This is a genomic window from Rothia mucilaginosa, from assembly GCF_964210535.1.
Classification (GTDB): Bacteria; Actinomycetota; Actinomycetes; order Actinomycetales; family Micrococcaceae; genus Rothia; species Rothia mucilaginosa_F.
In genome coordinates this window covers 58,492-78,961 of record NZ_CAXOMR010000010.1, presented here as the reverse complement: position 1 = coordinate 78,961, position 20,470 = coordinate 58,492, and the positions used below count along the sequence as shown (strand labels likewise).

Here is a 20,470-nt window from a genome sequence, read left to right as displayed (position 1 = left end):
CGCCCCCTTGCCTCCCCCCCCCGGCGCATAGTAGGCTAGTGTTCAAAATATGTTCTCTCTAGGGCAAACAATGAAGAGCCCTCGAACGAGTGAACAAAGATGCAGCATATATTTCACGAGGAAGTGCCCCTATGCGTCGACCGAACACCCTACGAACCCTTGCCGGGGCTCTACTCCCGCTGACCTTGATGCTTAGCTCTTGCGCATCCGGGCAGCCCAGTGCCGACTCCTCGGCGTCCGCTAACGCTGAGAAGGCGTATAGCGCCTCCAAGAACCCTGATAGTCAAGCTATCGAAAAAGTAGAAAACCTCGCCTCACTTTCTGACAACGTTGTTCGTGCCTACCAGCGCTCCCTGAGCCAGTGCATGGCTGAACGAGGATTCCCGAACTACAAGGTCCCTGCCGGAGAAACTGAAATCCCGCTGCTACAGACCGCTGGTTTCGAACCTCTCACCGTCGCGGATGCCCGCACTCGCGGATACAAAGAGCGCTGGTCTTTGGTAACTGCTGAGCTGGAAGAGCAGAGCCGCACTATGAGCGACGCCGAAATGCAGGCTCTTCACGGCACTGAAGGAAAGGGCGGTTGCCAGCAAGAAGCCACCCGCGCAGTCTTCGGTTCAGAAGAATCCCGCGCGATCATAAAAAAGGTCAACGTCACTGCGGTTCACTACCTTAACAACGACGCAATCTTCAAAGATCTTGGGCCCGCCACCGAGAAGTGGGCACAGTGCATGAAGGAACGCTTCGGAGGCGACTACACGTCTCCGGATATGGCTCGCCTACAGTACCGCCAGAACAACCAAGACACCCACGAACTGGCAATCAACGATGCGACCTGCCGTGAAGCAACCGGGCTGGATGCCGAACAGCGAAAGATTGCTATCGCTTACCTGAGTTCTTTCCTCGAAAAGGAGCAGGGCCTCATCGAGCAGGTGACCACGATCAAGAAAACCGCTGAAGAAAACGCCCGAAAGATTCTGAGCTAATCCTGCGGACTAATCAGACCGGGCTATCCAGACCGGACTAACCAGAACAGGCGTACAGAGTAGCCACGGAGGCTGCACCTCGTCACAGTGTATTGTGCCCGGCACGTATCCCCGTGCCGGGCACAAACTAACCCCACACGGCATCGCCGCCCCTAAGCCCAAACGGCACAGACAATAGCGTTCCCGTACGCGCACCCAAAGAAGGGACCCCATGAGCGCCACCCCCACCCGCCAGAAGAAAACCCTCTGGCTCTACGGCATTATCGCCCTGCTCCTCATCATCACCGTGGGTACGCTCATCAGCGCCCAAAACATCAAAACCACCGCCCAAAAAGACGCAGAAGCGGCACCCCCAGACCCCTCCACCATCACCGCCACGGTCACCCGCGAAAAACTGCGCACCACCGTGCCCCTGACCTGCACCGCGAACTACGCCACCTCAACCCCGCTACGCTACAGCGGCGAAGGACAGTACACCGCAATCACCATCAAACACGGTGACACCGTCGGCAACGGAACCCTCATCGCAGAAGTCAACGGTGAACCTCTCATCACCCTCACCGGCGGCTTCGCGCTCTACCGCGATCTCAAACTCGATGATAGCGGCCCCGACGCCGCACTCCTCAACGAGGCACTAACCGCCATGGGACGTCAGGGCCCGCAGCCCGCGCGCATCACCGAAGACACCTACGAGGCTCTCAACAACCTCCTCGACAGCCTCGGCTACGCGCACGTGAAGACTGACCAGCCCATTCCCGCCCGCTACTTCCTCATCATCAACCGTGCCGGAGTTGTCACCGGCAACCCCCGCGCAACCGGCGCTATCGCGGACGGCCCCGTAGCCACCATCGCAGAAGGTAACAAGACCCTCAGCTGCACCGGAACCACCGGCAGGCTCACCCCCGAAGCTCGTAGCGGCCAGAAGGTAACCGTGCCCTCCCTCGGTGATACTGAGTACGTCGCAACCCTCGGATACAAGAACACCTCCGAGGCCGCTGGCGCTGCAGGCAACAGCCAGGCCGGTCGCCAGCCCAATGGTGCAGAAGGCGCGGCTGGCTCCAATCTCAACGGCGCAGCAGGTGCGGCAGGAAGCACCGAAGGGGAACGCATCCTCACCCTCGACGTAGGGGATAAGGCGGACAGCCTCCGAGGCGCCGTCAATGCGGAACTCACCCTCGAAGAAACCCCCGAAGCGCACCTGGTCGTACCCTCATCGGCGCTCTACACCCGTGACGGACAGACCCGAGTCATCGTGCTCGGCCCCGAAAGCTCCAACGGATCGAAGACCCGCGAAGAACGCGAGGTAACCGTTACCGTCATCAGCAACGCCAACGGCAAGAACGCCGTCACCGGTGACCTGCACGAAGGCGACAGCGTCAAAATCATGCGCGAGAAAAAGTAGGGAGTAGCCATGACTGACTCCCGCGCCGCTCACGCGCACCCACCAGCCTATAGCGTCGATATTCAGGAAGTGTCCCAGCACTTTATGCAGGGGGACACTCGAATTGACGTGCTCAAAAATATTGACCTGAAAGTCCGCTACGGAGAAGTCGTCGCAATCCTGGGACCGTCCGGCAGCGGCAAATCAACCCTGCTGAACATCCTCGGTCTGCTCAGCACGCCCGCCTCCGGCAGCTACCTGCTGGACGGTACAGACACCGCAACCTTCAACGCGGCACAGCGAGCTGAAGCGCGCCTGGACAGCATCGGTTTCGTCTTCCAGGCGTTCCACCTCATCGAGCATAAGAACGTGCACCGCAACGTTGAGCTACCGCTCATCTACCGTGGCGTGCCCAAAGCAGAACGAACGCAACGTGTTGCGGATACTCTCGCTCTGCTGGGGTTGAGCCACCGAACGGATGCACCCATCACCACTCTCTCAGGCGGTGAAAAGCAACGTGTAGCTATTGCTCGTGCGCTCATTGGGGAACCTGCGTTGCTGCTCTGTGATGAGCCGACCGGCTCGCTGGATGAAGAGCTCACCCGTGAAGTCATTGACCTGCTCCGTGAATGTACGGGTGACCAGCAAAGCACGATTGTGATTACTCACGACCCCCTCGTGGCGGAGCACTGCGACCGGGTGCTACGTATGCACGAGGGGCAGCTCATCGAGCAGGATGCACAGCGGCAGGAAGAAACGACCGCCCGCGCGTCTCTGAACCTGCCTAGCTTTGCTGAGGAACAAACATCTAAGCCGCAGAGCAGTGGTCGTGCACCCTGGGCGCGCGCCTCCCTCAAAGAAGCCTGGGACGCTACCGTGCACCGGGTGAGGCGCAATATCTTCACCATGCTTGGTGTGGTTCTGGGTATCGCTTCGCTCGTGCTGACCGTTGGTCTGACTGCCACCATTTCTGGGCAGTTGGCTGACAGCTTCGACATTTTTAGAGCTAAGCACCTGACGATAAGCTCGACCCGAACCGAATCCATGAGCCGGGCTGAACTCTTGAGCCTGGCGGCGAGCGAGAACTACCGGCGTGTTAGCCAGCTGAACGGAGTGACCGGTACCGCGCTGGTGGATCAGCTGTATGAATCCGCAGATATTCAGCGCGGTCCAGACAACTTCGGTGAGCGCGGTGCTAACGTGACGGCTGCCGTCCGTGCGGCAACCCCCAGCATCTTTAGCGTGCAGGGTCATGAACTGGTGTGGGGTCGCACCTTCGACGAAGGGCATGTGGAGCGGAACGATAAGGTCGTGGTGCTCAGCGAAAGCGTGATGCGCCAGCTTGCGTTGCCCTATAGCCCCGGAGTTACGGTCTATATTCGCGATGAGCCGTACACCGTTATCGGTGTGGTGCGGGAGAATCCCTCGCTGACTCTGTCGTACGGTTCGGTCTACCTGCCTCTGGGCGCGAAGCCTGGTGCCGATGTTGAAGAAGCACAGCCCGCTGCCGGTGGCGGTGCCGCTGCGGCACAGACCGGTAAACGTTCCACTCAGATTGTGGTGAGTACTGTTGCCGGTGCCGCAAACCAGATCGCGGAGGAAGCACCGTACGCGCTCTCGCCGGAACGTCCCGCACTGTATAGCGTGAGTGTGCCGCCGGAGCCGAAGACCCTTCGTGAGGCTGTCGACCAGCAGCAACGCACGATGCTTCTAGCCATGAGCGTTATTACCCTCGTAATTGGTGCGATGGGCATTATGAACACGTTCCTCGTCGCGGTGATGGAGCGTCGCCGTGAGGTGGGTTTGCGTCTGGCTATTGGTATGCGCCCTTCGGGCATTCTGCTGCAGTTCTCGGCGGAGGCGCTGCTGACCGGCATCCTGGGTGCTGTGGCTGGTATTGTGCTGGCGGTTAATGGCATTTCGATTGTGTCTTTGATGAACCGTTGGACGCCGATTATTAGCGCTGACACTATCCTGCTGGGCCTGGGCGCTGGCGCGCTGGTTGGTGTGTTGGCTGGTCTGTACCCGGCGGCGAAGGCTTCGCGTATTGATCCGGCACAGACCCTGGCGGCAGGTTAGTCGCGCTGAGTAGGGTTTGGAGGGGGCGGTATTCGTCCTCGCCTCGCTGGTTGGGACGGCACGCCGCATGTTTCCTCCGCGCCTACGCAGGGGCACCCGTCACCCGGACGCTCCGCTTCCTCCTTGCTTCGCTGCGAGAGCGTCCGTGTGACACCCTGAGGGCGCTTCCGGAAAACACGGCGCGCCACCTCGGGTAGCCTAACGTGTGTGGAGGGGCGGTGTCGTCCGTAGTGACATCAGGGTGCCCGAAGCGAAGCGAGGGTGGGTTCCCCTGCAGGAGCGGAGGAAGGGTATAGCGTACCCACCCAAACCAGCCCCTCCAGAAAGCGGGGGAGGGCGCCTTCACAGGCTAAGCGAGTATCCTAGAAGCTTCGTATCCCCGAACCGAAACGAGAAAAAGCGTGGAAATCCTGCTGTACGCTGTGGGCATTATCCTCATGGCAATCGCTATTGCCGTCTCGATTGCCCTGCACGAGGTGGGGCATCTGGTGCCCGCGAAGCTGTTCAATGTGCGCGTCCCGCAGTACATGATTGGCTTCGGTAAGACCGTGTTCTCTTTCCGCCGCGGTGAGACTGAGTACGGTTTCAAGGCGATTCCGCTGGGTGGCTACATTTCGATGATTGGCATGTATCCGCCGAGCCCTGCTGAGGTGAAGGAGCACCATGAGGAGGGCCATTCGGGCAGTACCAGCCCGTTTGCGTCCTTGGCTGAGGAGGCGCGTGCGGCGGACGCTGAGCGTCTGAAGCCCGGTGATGAGGACCGCCTGTTCTATAAGTTGCCGGTGCTCAAGCGCATGGTGATTATGCTGGGTGGCCCGACGATGAACCTGCTGATTGGTGTGGTGTGTACTGCTGTGCTGATTTGTGGTTTTGGTACGGCGCAGGTGACGAATAAGGTGTCGGCGGTGTCTGAGTGCGTGCCGAGCGTGAATGTTACTCATGATTCGATTAGCTATGGCGAGTGTACGGATAAGTCCACTCCGTCGCCTGCGAAGGCTGCTGGTGTGCAGGTGGGTGACCGTGTGGTTGCTGTGAATGGTGCGTCGACGGGTTCGTGGGAGGCTGTGTCTTCGGCGATTCGTGCGGCGGGTTCTCATCCGAGCACTTTGACGGTGGAGCGTAATGGTCAGCGTCTGGATTTGTCGGTGACTCCGGTTGAGATGATCCGCCCGGTTTCTGATGGTAAGGGCCAGTATACGCGTGCTGCGGATGGTTCGATTGCGACGACTCGCGGCGGTTTTGTGGGTGTGTCGCCGTCGAGTGAGTTGGTGCCTGGTTCTATTACTGAGGTGCCTGCGATGGTGGGCGATACGCTTTCGCGTGTGGGTTCGTCGATGTTGTCGTTGCCGCAGCGTGTGTGGGAGTTGACGGTGACTTTGGTGACTGGTGGTGAGCGTAGTGTTGAGTCGCCGGTGTCTGTGGTTGGTGTGAGTCGTATTGCCGGTGAGGTGACGGCTACTGACCGTATTGATGTGAAGGCGAAGGCTGCGATGTTGGTCTCGCTGGTGGCGAATATGAATTTGATGCTTTTTGCGTTTAACCTGATTCCGCTTCTGCCTCTGGATGGTGGCCACGTGTTGGGTGCGCTATGGGAGGGTGTGCGTCGTTTCTTTGCACGTTTGACTGGGCGTAAGGATCCGGGTCCGTTTGATCCGGTGAAGTTGTTGCCGCTGACGTATGTGGTGGCGGGCGCGTTCATTGTGATGTCTGTCATTCTGATTGTGGCGGATATTGTTAAGCCCATCACCCTGTTTTAGTGTGTTGTCACGCGCGGTAAGGGTACCCGTATTAGTGCTTTCTTTCGCGTCAGTGGCACAATAAAAAGTTGAACGAAGGATGCGTCGTACGTCCTTCATAACCCATGTATGGAGGAAAACCTTGTCGGTCAGCCTTGGTATGCCGAAGCCCGCTCCCGCGGTTCTGTCCCCGCGTCGTAAGACTCGCCAGTTCAAGGTGGGTTCTGTCGGTGTTGGTTCTGAATCTCCGATTTCGGTGCAGTCGATGACGACCACTAAGACCCACGACATTGGTGCGACTCTGCAGCAGATTGCTGAGTTGACCGCTGCCGGTTGCGATATTGTGCGTGTGGCGTGCCCGACTGATAAGGACGCGGAGGCTCTGCCGATCATTGCGAAGCAGTCCCGCATCCCGGTGATTGCTGATATTCACTTCCAGCCGAAGTACGTGTATGCGGCTATTCAGGCTGGTTGCGGTGCTGTGCGTGTGAACCCGGGTAATATCCGTAAGTTCGACGACCAGGTGAAGGAAATCGCTCAGATGGCTTCGGACCACGGCGTTTCTCTGCGTATTGGTGTGAACGCTGGTTCGCTGGATAAGCGTCTGCTGGAGAAGTACGGTAAGGCTACTCCGGAGGCTCTGGTGGAGTCTGCCGTGTGGGAGGCTTCGCTCTTTGAGGAGCACGGTTTCCGTGATTTCAAGATTTCTGTGAAGCACAACGACCCTGTGGTGATGGTGGAGGCGTACCGTCAGCTGGCTGAGCGCGGTGACTGGCCCCTGCACCTGGGTGTGACTGAGGCTGGTCCGGCGTTCCAGGGCACTATTAAGAGCTCGGTGGCGTTCGGTACTCTGCTGTCTCAGGGTATTGGCGATACTATTCGCGTGTCGCTGTCTGCTCCTCCGGTTGAGGAGGTGAAGGTGGGCACCAAGATCCTGGAGTCGCTGAACCTTCGCCCCCGCAAGCTGGATATCGTTTCTTGCCCGTCGTGTGGTCGTGCGCAGGTGAACGTGTGGGAGCTTGCCGAGAACGTGACTAAGGGCCTGGAGCACATGAAGGTTCCGCTGCGTGTTGCCGTGATGGGTTGCGTGGTGAACGGTCCGGGTGAGGCTCGTGAGGCTGACCTGGGTGTGGCGTCCGGTAACGGTAAGGGCCAGATTTTCGTGAAGGGTGAGGTCATTAAGACCGTGCCCGAGGATCAGATCGTTGAGACTCTGATTGAAGAGGCTACCCGTATTGCTGCTGAGATGGAGGCTTCGGGCGAGTATGTTCCCGAGGGTTCCCCGGCTGTTTCGGTGAGCTAGTTAGCTTTTGTGCGCGGAGGCGCCCTGGTGAGGGCGCCTCCGCGCTTTTCCGGTTATGTCCGGTTATGGTGGTGGCAGGCTTGGTGCTTGCCGCTGCCGGTTGTGGCCGCAGGATCCGGCTGCTTTTTCGGGGGTGCGTACCCCCGTGTTTTCACTTATTTTTGTCGCTCATTCTCTATCACTCAACAGGTCATGTTCACTCTTTTTTCTCGCCGCCGTAAAGCCCATCGTGCCCGACGTGCTGCTGTTTCGACTGCTGTTTCGACGATGGATTCTTCCCCTATGCCCGATCGCGTGAAGGAACACGTTTTTGCTCTGGATGCTCGGTGGTGCGATGAGCTGGAGGAGGTCCTGTTCAGTGACCCGGTCCCGAATCTGTACTCCATTGAGCATTATTTGGCGTGCCCTCTTCCGGTGAGGTCCCCGCGTATTCCGCTGCATTACTATCAGGGTTTTGTGGGCTGTGAGCGCGATGGGCAGCTGTGCTGTGTGCTGTTGTTGGGTTCGAATGTGGTGCCGGTGCGGCTGTGTGGTGCCGCGGTCGAACATGATGTTGCCGAACATGTAGAAACCTCTGATACCCCCGCTCTGGATGCTACGGCGCTTGCGCATCGTGACGCGCTGGCTCAGCTGCTGCTGCAGGTGGGTTCTCGTCTGGATTCCATGTTCGGTGAGAGCGCCTTCGTGATGCCCCTGTGGACGCGCATGCAGGAGCTGTGTGAGCAGACTCGCGGCGGTAAGAGCCCGCTACTGCAGATGCTACAGCCGAGCCTGGGTGACGGTTGTGATCACCGTGCGCGGGTTCTGTCGGAGCGTCCCGTGCAGCCGCTGCTGTACCTGCCGCCGGAGAAGGACCTCGCCCGCTTCTACGACGCGGAGCTTCCTGAGCTGCCGGCGCACCTGCCCGCGCCTCTCAAACCCGTGCCCATCAAACCCAGGCCCCTCAAGCCGGGGCAGAGTCCCGTCGGTGCTTTTCAACTCAGCGGTGAGCCTGCCGGGTATGCACGCCTCGCCACCTCCGCGGACCTGGGGGAGCTTCTGCCCGCCGCCGCCGCCATGTTCACCGAGGAGGTCGGCTTCGACCCGATTGCCCGCTACGGTGACGGCTATGCGGCGCGCCTGCGCACGCTCATTGCCGGTCAGCGCAGCGCCATTGTCGCCGATGTGAACGGGCGGGTGATCTTCAAGGCGGATGCGGGCATCGTGAACCTGGACGCCGCGCAGGTGCAGGGCGTGTGGCTGCATCCGGACTACCGCGGCTACGGGCTGGCTAAGCCGTTCTTTGCCGCCGCCGCGCAGGTTCTGCAGCGCCGCTACCCGCATTTGAGCCTGTACGTGAACGACTACAACGCCCGTGCTCTTGCCATGTATCGGGGGACCGGTTGGGAGCAGATTGGGCAGTTCTCGACCATCATTTTTGAGCGCTAAACACGCCGAACCCTAAAACGCTATAAAATTAAAGACGACTGTGCCTATTTACGGCTCACCCGGTGAGCCTCGGGCACCCTACCTAAACCTATCGACCTTTCAAGGAGAATCGTGGTACTTCGCCTTTCCAACCTCTTCGTGCGCACTCTGCGCGAGGACCCCGTAGACGCTGAGGTCGCCAGCCACAAGCTGCTGGTCCGCGCCGGTTATATCCGCCGCGCAGCCCCCGGCGTGTACACCTGGCTGCCCCTGGGCCTGAAGGTACTGCGCAAGGTCGAGAGCATCATCCGCGAAGAGATGGACGCCATTGGTGCGCAGGAAGTTCACTTCCCCGCACTGCTGCCCCGCGAACCCTACGAGGCAACCAACCGCTGGGACGAGTACGGTGACAACCTCTTCCGCCTCAAGGACCGCAAGGGTGCAGACATGTTGCTGGCACCCACCCACGAGGAAATGTTCACCCTGCTGGTTAAGGACCTGTACTCCTCCTACAAGGACCTGCCTGTTTACCTGTACCAGATTCAGACCAAGTACCGCGACGAGGCGCGCCCCCGCGCGGGTCTGCTGCGCGGCCGCGAGTTCGTCATGAAGGACTCCTACTCCTTCAACATTGACGATGAGGGCCTGAACGAGGCGTACATGGCTCACCGTGCCGCCTACCAGCGCATCTTTGAGCGCCTGGGCCTGGAGATTGTCATTGTGACCGCACAGTCCGGCGCGATGGGTGGCTCCCGCAGTGAAGAGTTCCTGCACCCGACCCCCATCGGTGAGGACACCTTCGTGCGTTCCGCAGGCGGATACGCGGCAAACGTTGAGGCCGTCACCACCGTGGTTCCCGAGGAAATCGAAATCACCGAGGACACCCCGGCGGCACTCGTTGTGGACACCCCCGACTCCGCCACCATTGAGACCCTGGTGGAGCGCATGAACGAACTGCACTCCGAGGTTATCGGCGGCACCCTGGATGCTTCGCAGACCCTCAAGTGCTTCCTGGGCACCGTCATCACCCCCTCCGGCGAGCGTAAGGTCTTCGCCGTGGGCGTTCCCGGCGACCGTGCCGTGGACCTGGGGCGCGTTGAGGTCAACATCGGTGCCCTGCTGGGCATCGGCGGCGAGGTTGAGGTTGAGGCAGCCAGCGAAGAGGACCTGAAGGCATACCCGCAGCTGGTCAAGGGCTACATTGGCCCCGGCCTGAGCCTGGACGCGCCCCTGTTCGGTGCGCACACCGAGGACGAGGATGCGGTAGCTTCCGCAACCGGTATTCCCTTCTTCGTTGACCCCCGCGTGGTGCGCGGTACCCGCTGGGTGACCGGCGCAAACGAAGAGGGCAAGCACGTGGCGAACCTGGTCTTCGGCCGCGACTTCACCGCCGACGGCGTCATTGAGGCGTGCGAGGTGCGTGAAGGCGACCCGGCACCGGACGGCTCCGGTGAGCTGGTGGCAGCCCGCGGTATCGAGATGGGCCACATCTTCGCCCTGGGCCGCAAGTACGCTGAGGCACTGGGTCTGAAGGTTCTGGACCAGAACGGCAAGCTGCAGACCGTGACCATGGGCTCCTACGGCGTGGGCGTGACCCGCGCACTGGCTGCTATCGCCGAGGGTAACCACGACGAGAAGGGCCTGATCTGGCCGCGCAACCTGGCACCGGCAGACATTCACATCGTCGTCACCGGCAAGGACGCAGCATCCCACGAGTACGCTGAAAAGCTCAGCGCATCCCTGGAATCCGCCGGCCTGCAGGTCATGCTGGACGACCGCCCGAAGACCAGCCCCGGCGTGAAGTTCGGCGACGCCGAGCTGCTGGGCGTGCCCACCATCCTGGTGATTGGTCGCGGCTTCAAGGACGGCGTGCTGGAGCTGAAGGACCGCCGCAGCGGTGAGGCTCGCGAGGTGTCCGTCGAGAACGCGGTGGCTGAGGTCATCGCTGAGGTGCGCGCGCCTAAGGCACGCCACTAGCCCGCTAAGACGTAAAACCGTCGCCACCTGCCCCGCCTCCCCGGAGGTGGGGCAGGGTAGCGGCGGAAGAATGAAAGAAGAGAACTATGGCATATAAGCCGAAGCGTTCTGGCTCTAAGAAGAGCGCCCCGAATGCGCGCGCTCGCCGTGCCGCATCCCGCGTGGCGAATGGTGTGAACGCTCCCCGCACTCGCGCTGATAGCGAGCCCGTGGTGGAGGCACCGGTGCGCGTGGGTACCCGCGCGATCCGTGAGGAAGAGGTTGCCGAGGCGATTGCCCCGGTTATCTCCGAGTTCTCGCTGGTGCTGGAGGGCCTGAAGATTTCGGGCCCGGCGGCGAACCGTACCGTGAAGATTACGGTGGACTACACCGCTGAGCGTACCGATTCGCTGTCGCTGGATTCCCTCGCGGAGATTTCCGGTGCGATTTCGAGCGCCCTGGACCGTGCGGATGAAAACGACGAGTTCTTCCCCTACGAGCTGGAGGTGTCCTCGCCCGGTGCTACCCGCGCCCTGACTGAGCGCCGCCACTGGGAGCGTGCCCGTACCCGCCTGATTGCGGTCACCGCACCCGACGGCACCGAGTACCTGGCGCGTCTGCACGAGGTGCAGGATGAGGGTCCGGTGCTGGCTCGTAAGAAGAACACGAAGAAGGGCCAGAAGGAGTCGTACCACGAGCCGAGCTTGCTTCCGTGGGAAAATATTGCTTCTGCTCACGTCGAGATTGACTTCAATTCGCCCGCTGAGCCGGTAGAATAGAGTTATTAAAGCTTCAGGCACGGGGTGTTCCGTGTCAGGTATATACCGTTCGGGAGCCGGGGCGCATTGAGCGTCCCGGCGCCGTGCTAACTGGGAAAGGCTGAAAAGCGTGGAGGATATTAAAACTATTGACCTGGGCGCACTGCGCGCATTGGCGAAGCAGCGCTCTCTCGTCATGGAGGAGCTCTTCACCCTGGTTGAGAACGCCCTGCTGCTCGCGTACATGAAGCAGCCCGGCGCCATTAAGGGTTCTCGTGCCGTCATCGACCACACCACCGGCGAGTTCGTCATTCTGGCTCCTGAGCTTGATGAGGACAACCAGAAGATTGACGAGTTCGACGATACCCCGAACAACTTTGGCCGTATCGCTGCCGCAACCGTCCGTCAGGTGCTTTCGCAGCGTCTGCGTGACGCTGAGGACGCATCCGTTCTGGGTGAGTTCAAGGACCGTGAGGGCACCCTGGTGTCCGGCGTGATTCAGCAGGGCAACAACCCGCGTATGGTTCAGGTTGACCTGGGCACCGTTGAAGCTGTTCTGCCCAGCAATGAGCAGGTTCCGGGCGAGAAGTACCCGCACGGCTCCCGCCTGCGCGCCTACCTGGTTGAGGCTCGCCGCGGCCCCAAGGGCCCCTCGATTGTGGTTTCTCGTTCGCACCCGAACCTGGTTCTGCGCCTGTTCGAGCACGAGGTTCCCGAAATCTCTGAGGGCCTGGTTTCCATTAACTCCATCGCACGTGAAGCTGGTCACCGCTCCAAGATTGCTGTGTCCGCGAAGAACCCGACCATTAACGCTAAGGGTGCGTGCATCGGCGATATGGGTGCCCGCGTGCGTGCGGTTGCTGCCGAGCTGAACGACGAGAAGATTGACATTGTCGACTACTCGACCGATCCGGCAACCTTCATCGCTGCGGCACTGTCCCCGGCGAAGGTCACCGAGGTCATTATCGCGAACCCGCGTGAGTATTCCGCTCGTGCCGTGGTTCCGGATGACCAGCTGTCCCTGGCTATCGGCCGTGAGGGTCAGAATGCGCGTCTGGCAGCGAAGCTGACCGGCTGGCGTATCGATATTCTCTCTGAGTCCAAGTACGCTCAGGTTCGTGCTGAGGAAGAGGTTGCTGCTCGCGTGGCTCGTAGCCTGGCTGAAGAAGCTTCCGCTGAGAAGGCAACTGAAGAAGCTGCAGAAGAGTCCGCACAGGACGCTGAATAAGCATTAGCCCCGGTGAGGGGCGTATCCCGCGGCATATCCTTTTGATGCAGGCGCAAGATATCGGGCAGGTATGTGCCCGGTGTTCTTGCGCCTGCGTCACAGTTTTGCCCATGATTCCTAAAAACGGGATACACTATTAAGATGTGCCGGTGTGTAACCGGGCGCTTTAACGCGCCCTCGCATACACCGGATTGAGCATCACGAATGTACTGCGAACACGGTTCTGCACACACGCTAGAGAGGGGAGAGGACCATGAGCAATCACGACCTCACCGCAACCTCCGAAGCGTTTGAAGGACCGGTCCGCACCTGCATCGGATGCCGTGCCCGCGATGAACAGCGCAACCTGCTGCGCATCGCCCGCATACCCGTCACGTCTGCTACCGAGCAGGCGGACACCCCGCCCTATCAGCCCGATGTGGCGGGAACTATGCCCGGACGAGGCGCTTGGATCCATCCGAGCGAAAAGTGCGTAGCCGCTCTGCAGAAAAAGAACGGCCTGGCGCGCGCCTTCAAAAAAGCGGTCCCTGCAGCCCAGTTGCAGGCGTGCTGCGAGCAGATTCGAGCCGTGATTGCGGACTCGACCCCCTCGTAGACGCTTTTCGGGTATATGCCCTCTGTAAGTCAACGAGTTTGACGACTTCTTATCTGAAAGCGAGTCAGAAAACTGATGGATATCTAATGAGTGCCGCGAAATGAGTACCCTTTCGTGCTCACCCACCGGCAATTTCACGAATTGGCGCGCCTTCGGGCGTGCACCCCGTAAACATTAGTGTCCGCACCATTCCCGGTGCGGACCGGGAATGGAGAAAATTTGGCTCAGCCTCGAGTACACGAGTTTGCTAAAGAGGTAGGCGTACCTTCCAAGGAAGTTATCGCCAAGCTCAAGGATATGGGCGAGTTCGTTAAGAGCTCCTCTTCCACCCTGAACCCCATGGTTCTGAAGAAGCTGCGCGCGGAATTCCCCGCCGCAGCCGCTAAGCCTGCCGCAAAGGCAGCTCCCGCAGAGTCGGCTGCTAAGCCGGCTCCCAAGCCCGCAGCGGCTAAGCCCGCCGCTAAGCCTGCTCCCAAGCCCGCAGCGGCAAAGCCTGCCGCTAAGCCGGCACCCAAGCCTGCAGCTAAGCCCGCAGCAGCTGAGAGCGCAGCTCCCAAGCCCGCAGCGGCTAAGCCCGCCGCAAAGCCGGCAGCAGCGCCCAAGCCCGGCGGTCCCCGTCCGGGTAACAATCCCTTCGCATCCCAGCAGGGCATGGCACGCCCCGAGGCTGCACCGAAGCCGGCAGCACCCAAGCCTGCCGCTCCGAAGCCCGGCCCCAAGCCCGGTCCTCGCCCCGGTAACAACCCCTTCGCATCCCAGCAGGGTATGAAGCGCGGCGGCGGCGACTCCCAGCGTTCCGGCGGTCCCCGTCCGGCACGTAACGGTCGTCCCGGTGGCAACGGTGGCGCACGCCCCGGCGGTAACGGCGGTCCTCGCCCCGCAGGTGGCGCACGTCCCGGTGGTAACGGCGGTCCCCGCCCGGCAGGTGGCGCACGTCCCGGTGCACCCCGTCCGGCTGGCGGCGGCGCACGCCCGAACCCCTCGATGATGCCCAAGGTTTCCAACGTTGGTGGCGGCGCGTCCGGTTCCAACAACGGCGGCGGTAACGGTGGCGGCGGCGCACGTCGCGGCGGCGGTTCCGGCGGCTTCAACCGCGGTCCGGGTCGTCCCGGCCCCGGCGGTCGCGGCAATGCACAGGGTGCATTCGGTCGCGGCGGCTCCAAGCGTAAGGGCCGCAAGTCCAAGGCAGCTCGCCGCCATGAGCAGGAGCAGCTGAACGCACCGGCACCCGGTGGCGTGGTTGTTCCTCGCGGCGACGGCTCGACCGAGATTCGTCTGCGCCGCGGCGCGTCCATCATGGACTTCGCTGAGAAGATTGGCGCAAACCCGGCATCGCTGATTACGGTTCTCTTCCACCTGGGTGAGATGGCTACCCAGACTCAGTCCCTGGACGAGGAGACCTTCGAGCTGCTGGGTGCTGAACTGGGCTACGTCATCAAGATCGTTTCCCCGGAGGATGAGGAGCGCGAGCTGCTCGAGTCCTTCGACATCAACCTCGAAGCCGAAGCAGAAGCTGAGGGCGAGGATGTTCTGGAGGTTCGTCCCCCGGTCGTTACCGTCATGGGTCACGTTGACCACGGTAAGACCCGCCTGCTGGACGCTATCCGTAACACCAACGTCATTGAGGGTGAGGCCGGCGGCATTACCCAGCACATTGGTGCATACCAGGTCCACACCACCGTTGAGGGTGAAGACCGCGCGATTACCTTCATCGATACCCCCGGTCACGAGGCGTTCACCGCTATGCGTGCCCGTGGTGCGAAGGTCACCGACGTGGCGATCCTCGTGGTCGCAGCGGATGACGGCGTTATGCCCCAGACCGTTGAGGCACTGAACCACGCACAGGCAGCTAACGTGCCGATCGTGGTTGCTGTGAACAAGATCGATAAGGAAGGCGCGTCCCCGGACAAGATCCGTGGCCAGCTCACCGAGTACGGTCTGATCCCCGAAGAGTACGGTGGCGACACCATGTTCGTTGACGTCTCCGCTCGCAACGGCACCAACATTGACGAGTTGCTTGAGGCTGTCACCCTGACCGCCGACGTGCTCGAGCTGACCGCTAACCCGAACAAGGAAGCCCGCGGCGTGGCCATCGAGGCCAACCTGGACAAGGGCCGCGGTGCGGTTTCCACCGTCCTGGTTCAGTCCGGTACCCTGCGCGTTGGCGACGCCATTGTTGCCGGTGTGGCACACGGCCGCGTCCGTGCAATGTTCGACGAGAACGGCCAGGCCGTGAAGGAAGCCGGCCCCTCCCGCCCCGTGCAGGTGCTGGGTCTGTCCACCGTGCCGCGCGCAGGTGACACCTTCCTCTCCACCGAGGAAGAGCGCACCGCCCGCCAGATCGCTGAGAAGCGTGAGGCAGCCGACCGTAACGCCCAGCTGGCTAAGCGTCGCAAGCGCGTCACCCTGGAGTCCTTCGACGCCGCCGTGGCCGAGGGCAAGATGGATACCCTGAACCTGATCATCAAGGGTGACGTCTCCGGTGCCGTGGAAGCACTGGAAGAGTCCCTGATGAAGATCGACGCCGGTGGCGACGAGGTTCAGCTGCGCGTCATCCACCGCGGTGTGGGTGCTATTACCCAGAACGACGTGAACCTGGCAACCGTGGACAACGCGGTAATCATCGGCTTCAACGTCCGCCCGGCAGAGCGCGTGGCCGAGCTGGCCGACCGCGAGGGTGTCGAGATGAAGTTCTACTCGGTCATCTACCGTGCGATCGAAGACATCGAGCAGGCCGTCAAGGGTATGCTCAAGCCCGAATACGAGGAGGTCGAGCTCGGCTCGGCAGAGATCCGCGAGGTCTTCCGCTCCTCCAAGTGGGGCAACATCGCAGGTTCGATCGTCAAGAACGGCATCATCAAGCGCAACGCCAAGGCACGCCTGGTGCGCGACGGCTCCGTGGTGGCAGACAACCTCACCATCGAGTCGCTGCGTCGCTTCAAGGACGACGCCACCGAGGTGCGCGAAGGCTTCGAGTGCGGTATTGGCCTCGGCTCCTTCAACGACATCAAGGAAGGCGACATTATCGAGACCTGGGAGATGCGCGAGAAGCCGCGCGTCTAAGGCTCCCATGCTGATGCGCCCGTGACCCGCTAGTGTTCCCGCACCCGCAGGCTTCTAGATTTTAGAGCCGGCGGGGCGGACGCTGGCGGGGCGGGCGCTTCCGCATTACCTGGACCGCCTCCGCAGCACCCCGAGTGTTCGCGGAAGCACCACGAGACTTCAAGGAGAAACACATGGCTGATGCAGCCCGCGCGGCACGACTTGCTGACCGCATCAAGGTAATTGTGGCGAAGGCGCTGGAGCGTCGTGTTAAGGATCCCCGCCTCGGTTTTGTGACCATTACCGACGCCCGCGTGACCAACGACCTGCAGCACGCAACCCTCTACTACACCGTGTTCGGTTCCGAAGAGGACGCCGCAAACACCAAGAAGGCGCTGGAATCCGCTAAGGGTATTCTGCGCTCCGAGGTGGGCAAGAACATTACTGCCCGCCTGACCCCCACCCTGACTTTCGTCGCTGACGAGGTTCCCGAGAACGCCTTCCACATTGAGGCGCTGCTGCGTGAGACTCGCGAGCGCGACGCCAAGCTGGCAGCTGCTGCCGAGGGCGCCGAGTACGCTGGTGAGGCTGATCCCTACAAGAAGGATGAGCCTGCCGAGGGTGAGGACGCCTAAGTGGCGAAGAAGCAACCTCAGGGTCCGTCCGGCCTGATGGTCATTGATAAGCCCGCCGGGATGAGCAGTCACGACGCAGTCTCTCAGATGCGTCGTATTGCTGGCACCCGGCGGGTTGGTCATGCCGGTACGCTGGATCCTGCCGCGACCGGCGTGCTGATTTTGGGCATCAATAAGGCGACGAAGCTGCTGACCTACCTGGTCGGTCAGGATAAGACCTATGACGCGACGATTCGCTTAGGGCTTGAGACGCTGACGGAGGACGCGGAGGGTGAGCACACTGCCGCGCATCCGGACGCTGTTGAGGCGCTGACCGGTTTGGGTGCTGAGCAGATGCGCGCGCGCATCCTGGAGGCTGTGGCGCAGCTGAGCGGCGATATTCTGCAGGTTCCCTCCGCGGTGTCCGCTATTAAGATCAACGGTGTTCGCTCGTATGCGCGTGTGCGTAGCGGTGAGCAGGTTGAGTTGGCGGCGCGTCCGGTGACGATTAGCGAGTTCACGGTGCATTCTGTCAACCCCGGCTTTGCCGAGTATGTGATTGAGGACCCCGAGAACGAGGGGGAGCACGCGGCAACCTCGGTTCCCGTAATTGACTGCGAGGTGACGGTTTCGTGCTCCTCGGGCACCTATATTCGTGCCCTGGCGCGTGATTTGGGCAAGATTCTGGGCACCGGTGGTCACCTGACGGCTCTTCGCCGTACCCGTGTGGGTGCTGTGGTGCTTGAGGATGCCGCCGATTTGGCGCAGTTGAAGCAGCGCCGTGAAGAGTCGGAGGCTCCTCTGGAAGATTTGCCGTTGCTACCCCTGGAGGAGGCGGCGCGCCGTATCTTTGGTGCGCGTGAGCTCACGGCTGCGGAGGCGAGCGATATTTCCTACGGCCGCCGTATTAGCCCCAGTGGCGACGGTTCCGTGGTGAAGCGTGCCGCTCACGCGAGCGCGGATGAGTCCGGCGCGGTGCAGCATGCCAGCGTTGAGGGTATTGTGGCGGGTTTCGCCCCGGACGGTACCCTGGTCGCCCTGCTAGAGAACAAGAAGCAGCGCGGGAAGGTGCAGGCCGCCCCGGTGCTGGTTTTTGAGGCGAATCGTTCCTTCAACTAGGCGTTGAGGCATTATGATGGGCGAAGAGGGTTCGGCGTTTGCACCTGCCTAAGCCTGATTCCTCAAGCCTGATTAATTCAGCGCCCTATTGAACGTGCGCCCTCATTCAACGCGCTAACTGATACAACCCTGAACACACAAGACAACTCGTGCGGGTGCTCCGGCCCTGCTGAAGGAGAGAAGATGAGCGAGAACCAGAGCTCCGCTAAGAAGGCGAGTGAGCCTCGTACCGCGCCGGTACCGCGCGTAGAGTCTGCACAGACTGAAGCTGCTGCGAAGGCGGGTACTGCTAAGCCTGCTGAGTCCACTATTTCTGCGGCGAAGGCACCCGAGGGTGTCCGCGTGACCGCACCGGCTGCCGGTGATAAGGCGTCGCAGAAGGCGGCTAAGAAGGCTGAGAAGAAGGCAACCCGCGAGGCGTTTGCCCGCCCCAAGAGCATTGAGGAGGCGGCTAAGCCTCAGAACCGTGCGGCGTTCCGCGCGGCGGTGGCGCTGTACGGTCTGTTCATGATTGCGTACGGTGTGTGGCAGGTTCTGGGCGGTGTCCGCGTCATTCCGGATGCGCCTCAGGACTTTGCGAACGCCTCGGTGCAGTCGAACTACGTGTTCTTCGCGGCAGCCTATGTGGGTGTGGGCCTGTCCTTCGTGTTCATTGCCCTGAAGTTCAAGTGGGTGAACATGCTCGTGTTCTCCTGCCTGGTGGTTTTCTTGGGCGGCGTGGGTCGTATCCTGTCGTGGGCGTTCTTCGGCACCCCGCACTGGTCGCTGATCGTGCTGATGGTGACTGAGCTTGTGATTCCTCCGTGCCTGCTGGTGTGGTACGGCTGGATTAACAAGTCCAATAAGATTCGCGAGGAGATGCTGAAGGCTTCTCGTAACCAGGCTCGTAAGTAGTCGTAACGCCCGGGAAGGTTCCTGCCGCACGGTGGGGTGCCTGCCCGGGCTTTCTTATGGGTGGGTGCTGCGCATGGATTTTCCAGGTGCTGAGGCTGCACAGTTGCGTGTTAGATACCCCGCCGCATCCGCAAAAGTGGGGGAGAAGGCACCGCCTGCGAGGGGCGCCGTTCCATTCCCTGTTGATTCCCGTTTTGAATTCTGCATCCTGCCGCCTGTGGTCTAGGATGGATAGGTACATTTATCTTTTTCAGGAGAGCCCGTGACCCTCTACACCGCTTTGAGCGAGGTCCCCGCCGGCTACGGCCCCTCGGTCGTGACCATCGGCAATTTTGACGGCGTGCACCGTGGACATGCCCGCGTGATTTCGCGCGTGGTCTCCCTTGCTGAAGAGCACGGTTTGAGCTCTATCGCGGTCTCTTTTGACCCGCACCCGATGCAGGTGCACCGTCCCGAGGCGGCCCACCACGACATTATGGGTCAGGGTTCGCGACGCTACTTCATGTGCCTGCTGGGTCTGAACGACTACCTGCTACTGAACTACAACCTGGAGTTTGCTGCGCAGACCCCCGAGGAGTTCGTGAAGTCCACCTTCGTGGATGCGCTGAACGCGCGTTTCGTGGTCATTGGTGACGACGTGCGCTTTGGTAAGAACAACTCCGGCGACCTGAACACTATGCGTGAGCTGGGGGAGAAGTACGGCTTTGAGGTGGTTGTTGTTGAGGATCTGATGGTGGATGAGAACACCCGCTGCTCCTCGACCCGCATCCGCCAGCTGCTGCTGGAGGGCGATATGCCCGCCGCAACCGAGCTGCTGGGCCGCCACCACATGATGGCTGGTGAGGTCGTACACGGTCTGGCGCGCGGCCGCGAGTTGGGCTTCCCGACCGCGAACCTTGAGCTTGAGGCGCGCGGCCTGATTCCCGCAGACGGTGTGTACGCCGGCTGGCTCGTGGACGAGTCCGGTAACCGTCACCCCTCCGCTATTTCGGTGGGTACGAACCCGACCTTTGACGGTATTGAGCACCGCCAGGTTGAGGCGCACGTGATTGACCGCCCGGAAGAGCGCGTGGAGGATTTCAACCTGTACGGTCAGCGTGTGCTGATTGAGTTCGTGAAGCGTCTGCGCCCCATGGTGGCGTACACCGGTGTTGAGGCGCTGATCGAGCAGATTAACGATGACGTGGTGCAGACCCGCGAGGTGCTGGCTGAGGACGCGAAGAACTACTGCCCGCCGGAGTGCCCGGTGCAGGCGGAAGTGAAGCATCCCCACTTCTAAGAGCAACATCCTGCGCTCATAGCTTTTGCCTTTAACGGCTTTGAAGCCCCGGCGGTAAGATTTTCGGATCTGCCGCCGGGGCTTTTGCGTACC

The 20,470-nt window shown here is 61.2% G+C and carries 15 protein-coding genes; all 15 read left to right on the top strand.

Translation table 11 applies throughout. From position 1 onward, the window contains the following. Window positions 1-131: 131 nt before the first annotated feature. Complete coding sequence (locus tag AB8C10_RS05045; protein WP_368867051.1) at window positions 132-986, top strand: chromosome partitioning protein ParA; 855 nt, start codon at window positions 132-134, stop codon at window positions 984-986. Window positions 987-1,197: 211 nt separating this feature from the next. Continuing rightward, the gene (locus AB8C10_RS05040) at window positions 1,198-2,388 is read left to right on the top strand and encodes a secretion protein HlyD (protein WP_368867050.1); all 1,191 of its coding nucleotides are present in this window, start codon (window positions 1,198-1,200) and stop codon (window positions 2,386-2,388) included. A 9-nt stretch (window positions 2,389-2,397) separates the two neighbouring features. Beyond that, entirely contained in the window at window positions 2,398-4,446 is a 2,049-nt protein-coding gene (locus tag AB8C10_RS05035; RefSeq protein WP_368867049.1) for an ABC transporter ATP-binding protein/permease, read from the top strand. 401 nt (window positions 4,447-4,847) lie between these two features. After that, window positions 4,848-6,203 (top strand): M50 family metallopeptidase, encoded by a 1,356-nt coding sequence (locus tag AB8C10_RS05030; protein WP_314100226.1) that lies wholly within the window; start codon window positions 4,848-4,850, stop codon window positions 6,201-6,203. 139 nt (window positions 6,204-6,342) lie between these two features. Then, on the top strand, window positions 6,343-7,485 hold the full coding sequence (ispG, locus tag AB8C10_RS05025; RefSeq protein WP_044142245.1) for a flavodoxin-dependent (E)-4-hydroxy-3-methylbut-2-enyl-diphosphate synthase: 1,143 nt from the start codon (window positions 6,343-6,345) through the stop codon (window positions 7,483-7,485). A gap of 192 nt (window positions 7,486-7,677) precedes the next feature. Further along, window positions 7,678-8,913, top strand: coding sequence for a GNAT family N-acetyltransferase (locus AB8C10_RS05020; RefSeq protein WP_368867048.1), 1,236 nt, complete (start codon window positions 7,678-7,680; stop codon window positions 8,911-8,913). A gap of 111 nt (window positions 8,914-9,024) precedes the next feature. Beyond that, on the top strand, window positions 9,025-10,869 hold the full coding sequence (locus AB8C10_RS05015) for a proline--tRNA ligase (protein WP_368867047.1): 1,845 nt from the start codon (window positions 9,025-9,027) through the stop codon (window positions 10,867-10,869). Window positions 10,870-10,955: 86 nt separating this feature from the next. Next, window positions 10,956-11,627 (top strand): ribosome maturation factor RimP, encoded by a 672-nt coding sequence (gene rimP, locus AB8C10_RS05010; protein ID WP_049356023.1) that lies wholly within the window; start codon window positions 10,956-10,958, stop codon window positions 11,625-11,627. 109 nt (window positions 11,628-11,736) lie between these two features. Beyond that, the gene (nusA, locus tag AB8C10_RS05005; RefSeq protein WP_368867046.1) at window positions 11,737-12,834 is read left to right on the top strand and encodes a transcription termination factor NusA; all 1,098 of its coding nucleotides are present in this window, start codon (window positions 11,737-11,739) and stop codon (window positions 12,832-12,834) included. 253 nt (window positions 12,835-13,087) lie between these two features. After that, on the top strand, window positions 13,088-13,429 hold the full coding sequence (locus AB8C10_RS05000; RefSeq protein WP_368867045.1) for a YlxR family protein: 342 nt from the start codon (window positions 13,088-13,090) through the stop codon (window positions 13,427-13,429). Window positions 13,430-13,648: 219 nt separating this feature from the next. Continuing rightward, window positions 13,649-16,492, top strand: coding sequence for a translation initiation factor IF-2 (gene infB, locus AB8C10_RS04995; RefSeq protein ID WP_368867044.1), 2,844 nt, complete (start codon window positions 13,649-13,651; stop codon window positions 16,490-16,492). A gap of 173 nt (window positions 16,493-16,665) precedes the next feature. Next, window positions 16,666-17,106, top strand: coding sequence for a 30S ribosome-binding factor RbfA (gene rbfA / locus AB8C10_RS04990; RefSeq protein WP_070832699.1), 441 nt, complete (start codon window positions 16,666-16,668; stop codon window positions 17,104-17,106). Beyond that, the gene (gene truB / locus AB8C10_RS04985; protein WP_368867043.1) at window positions 17,107-18,204 is read left to right on the top strand and encodes a tRNA pseudouridine(55) synthase TruB; all 1,098 of its coding nucleotides are present in this window, start codon (window positions 17,107-17,109) and stop codon (window positions 18,202-18,204) included. Window positions 18,205-18,387: 183 nt separating this feature from the next. Next, on the top strand, window positions 18,388-19,098 hold the full coding sequence (locus AB8C10_RS04980; RefSeq protein WP_368867042.1) for a DUF4345 domain-containing protein: 711 nt from the start codon (window positions 18,388-18,390) through the stop codon (window positions 19,096-19,098). A gap of 262 nt (window positions 19,099-19,360) precedes the next feature. Continuing rightward, the gene (locus AB8C10_RS04975) at window positions 19,361-20,377 is read left to right on the top strand and encodes a bifunctional riboflavin kinase/FAD synthetase (RefSeq protein WP_005507093.1); all 1,017 of its coding nucleotides are present in this window, start codon (window positions 19,361-19,363) and stop codon (window positions 20,375-20,377) included. Window positions 20,378-20,470: the final 93 nt, after the last annotated feature.

Coding starts and splice junctions, on each gene's coding strand:
- rimP (WP_049356023.1), top strand. CDS start 10,956: ATGGCATATAAGCCGAAGCGTTCTGGCTCTAAGAAGAGCGCCCCGAAT.
- AB8C10_RS04980 (WP_368867042.1), top strand. CDS start 18,388: ATGAGCGAGAACCAGAGCTCCGCTAAGAAGGCGAGTGAGCCTCGTACC.
- rbfA (WP_070832699.1), top strand. CDS start 16,666: ATGGCTGATGCAGCCCGCGCGGCACGACTTGCTGACCGCATCAAGGTA.
- AB8C10_RS05000 (WP_368867045.1), top strand. CDS start 13,088: ATGAGCAATCACGACCTCACCGCAACCTCCGAAGCGTTTGAAGGACCG.
- AB8C10_RS05035 (WP_368867049.1), top strand. CDS start 2,398: ATGACTGACTCCCGCGCCGCTCACGCGCACCCACCAGCCTATAGCGTC.
- ispG (WP_044142245.1), top strand. CDS start 6,343: ATGCCGAAGCCCGCTCCCGCGGTTCTGTCCCCGCGTCGTAAGACTCGC.
- AB8C10_RS05020 (WP_368867048.1), top strand. CDS start 7,678: ATGTTCACTCTTTTTTCTCGCCGCCGTAAAGCCCATCGTGCCCGACGT.
- AB8C10_RS05045 (WP_368867051.1), top strand. CDS start 132: ATGCGTCGACCGAACACCCTACGAACCCTTGCCGGGGCTCTACTCCCG.
- AB8C10_RS05040 (WP_368867050.1), top strand. CDS start 1,198: ATGAGCGCCACCCCCACCCGCCAGAAGAAAACCCTCTGGCTCTACGGC.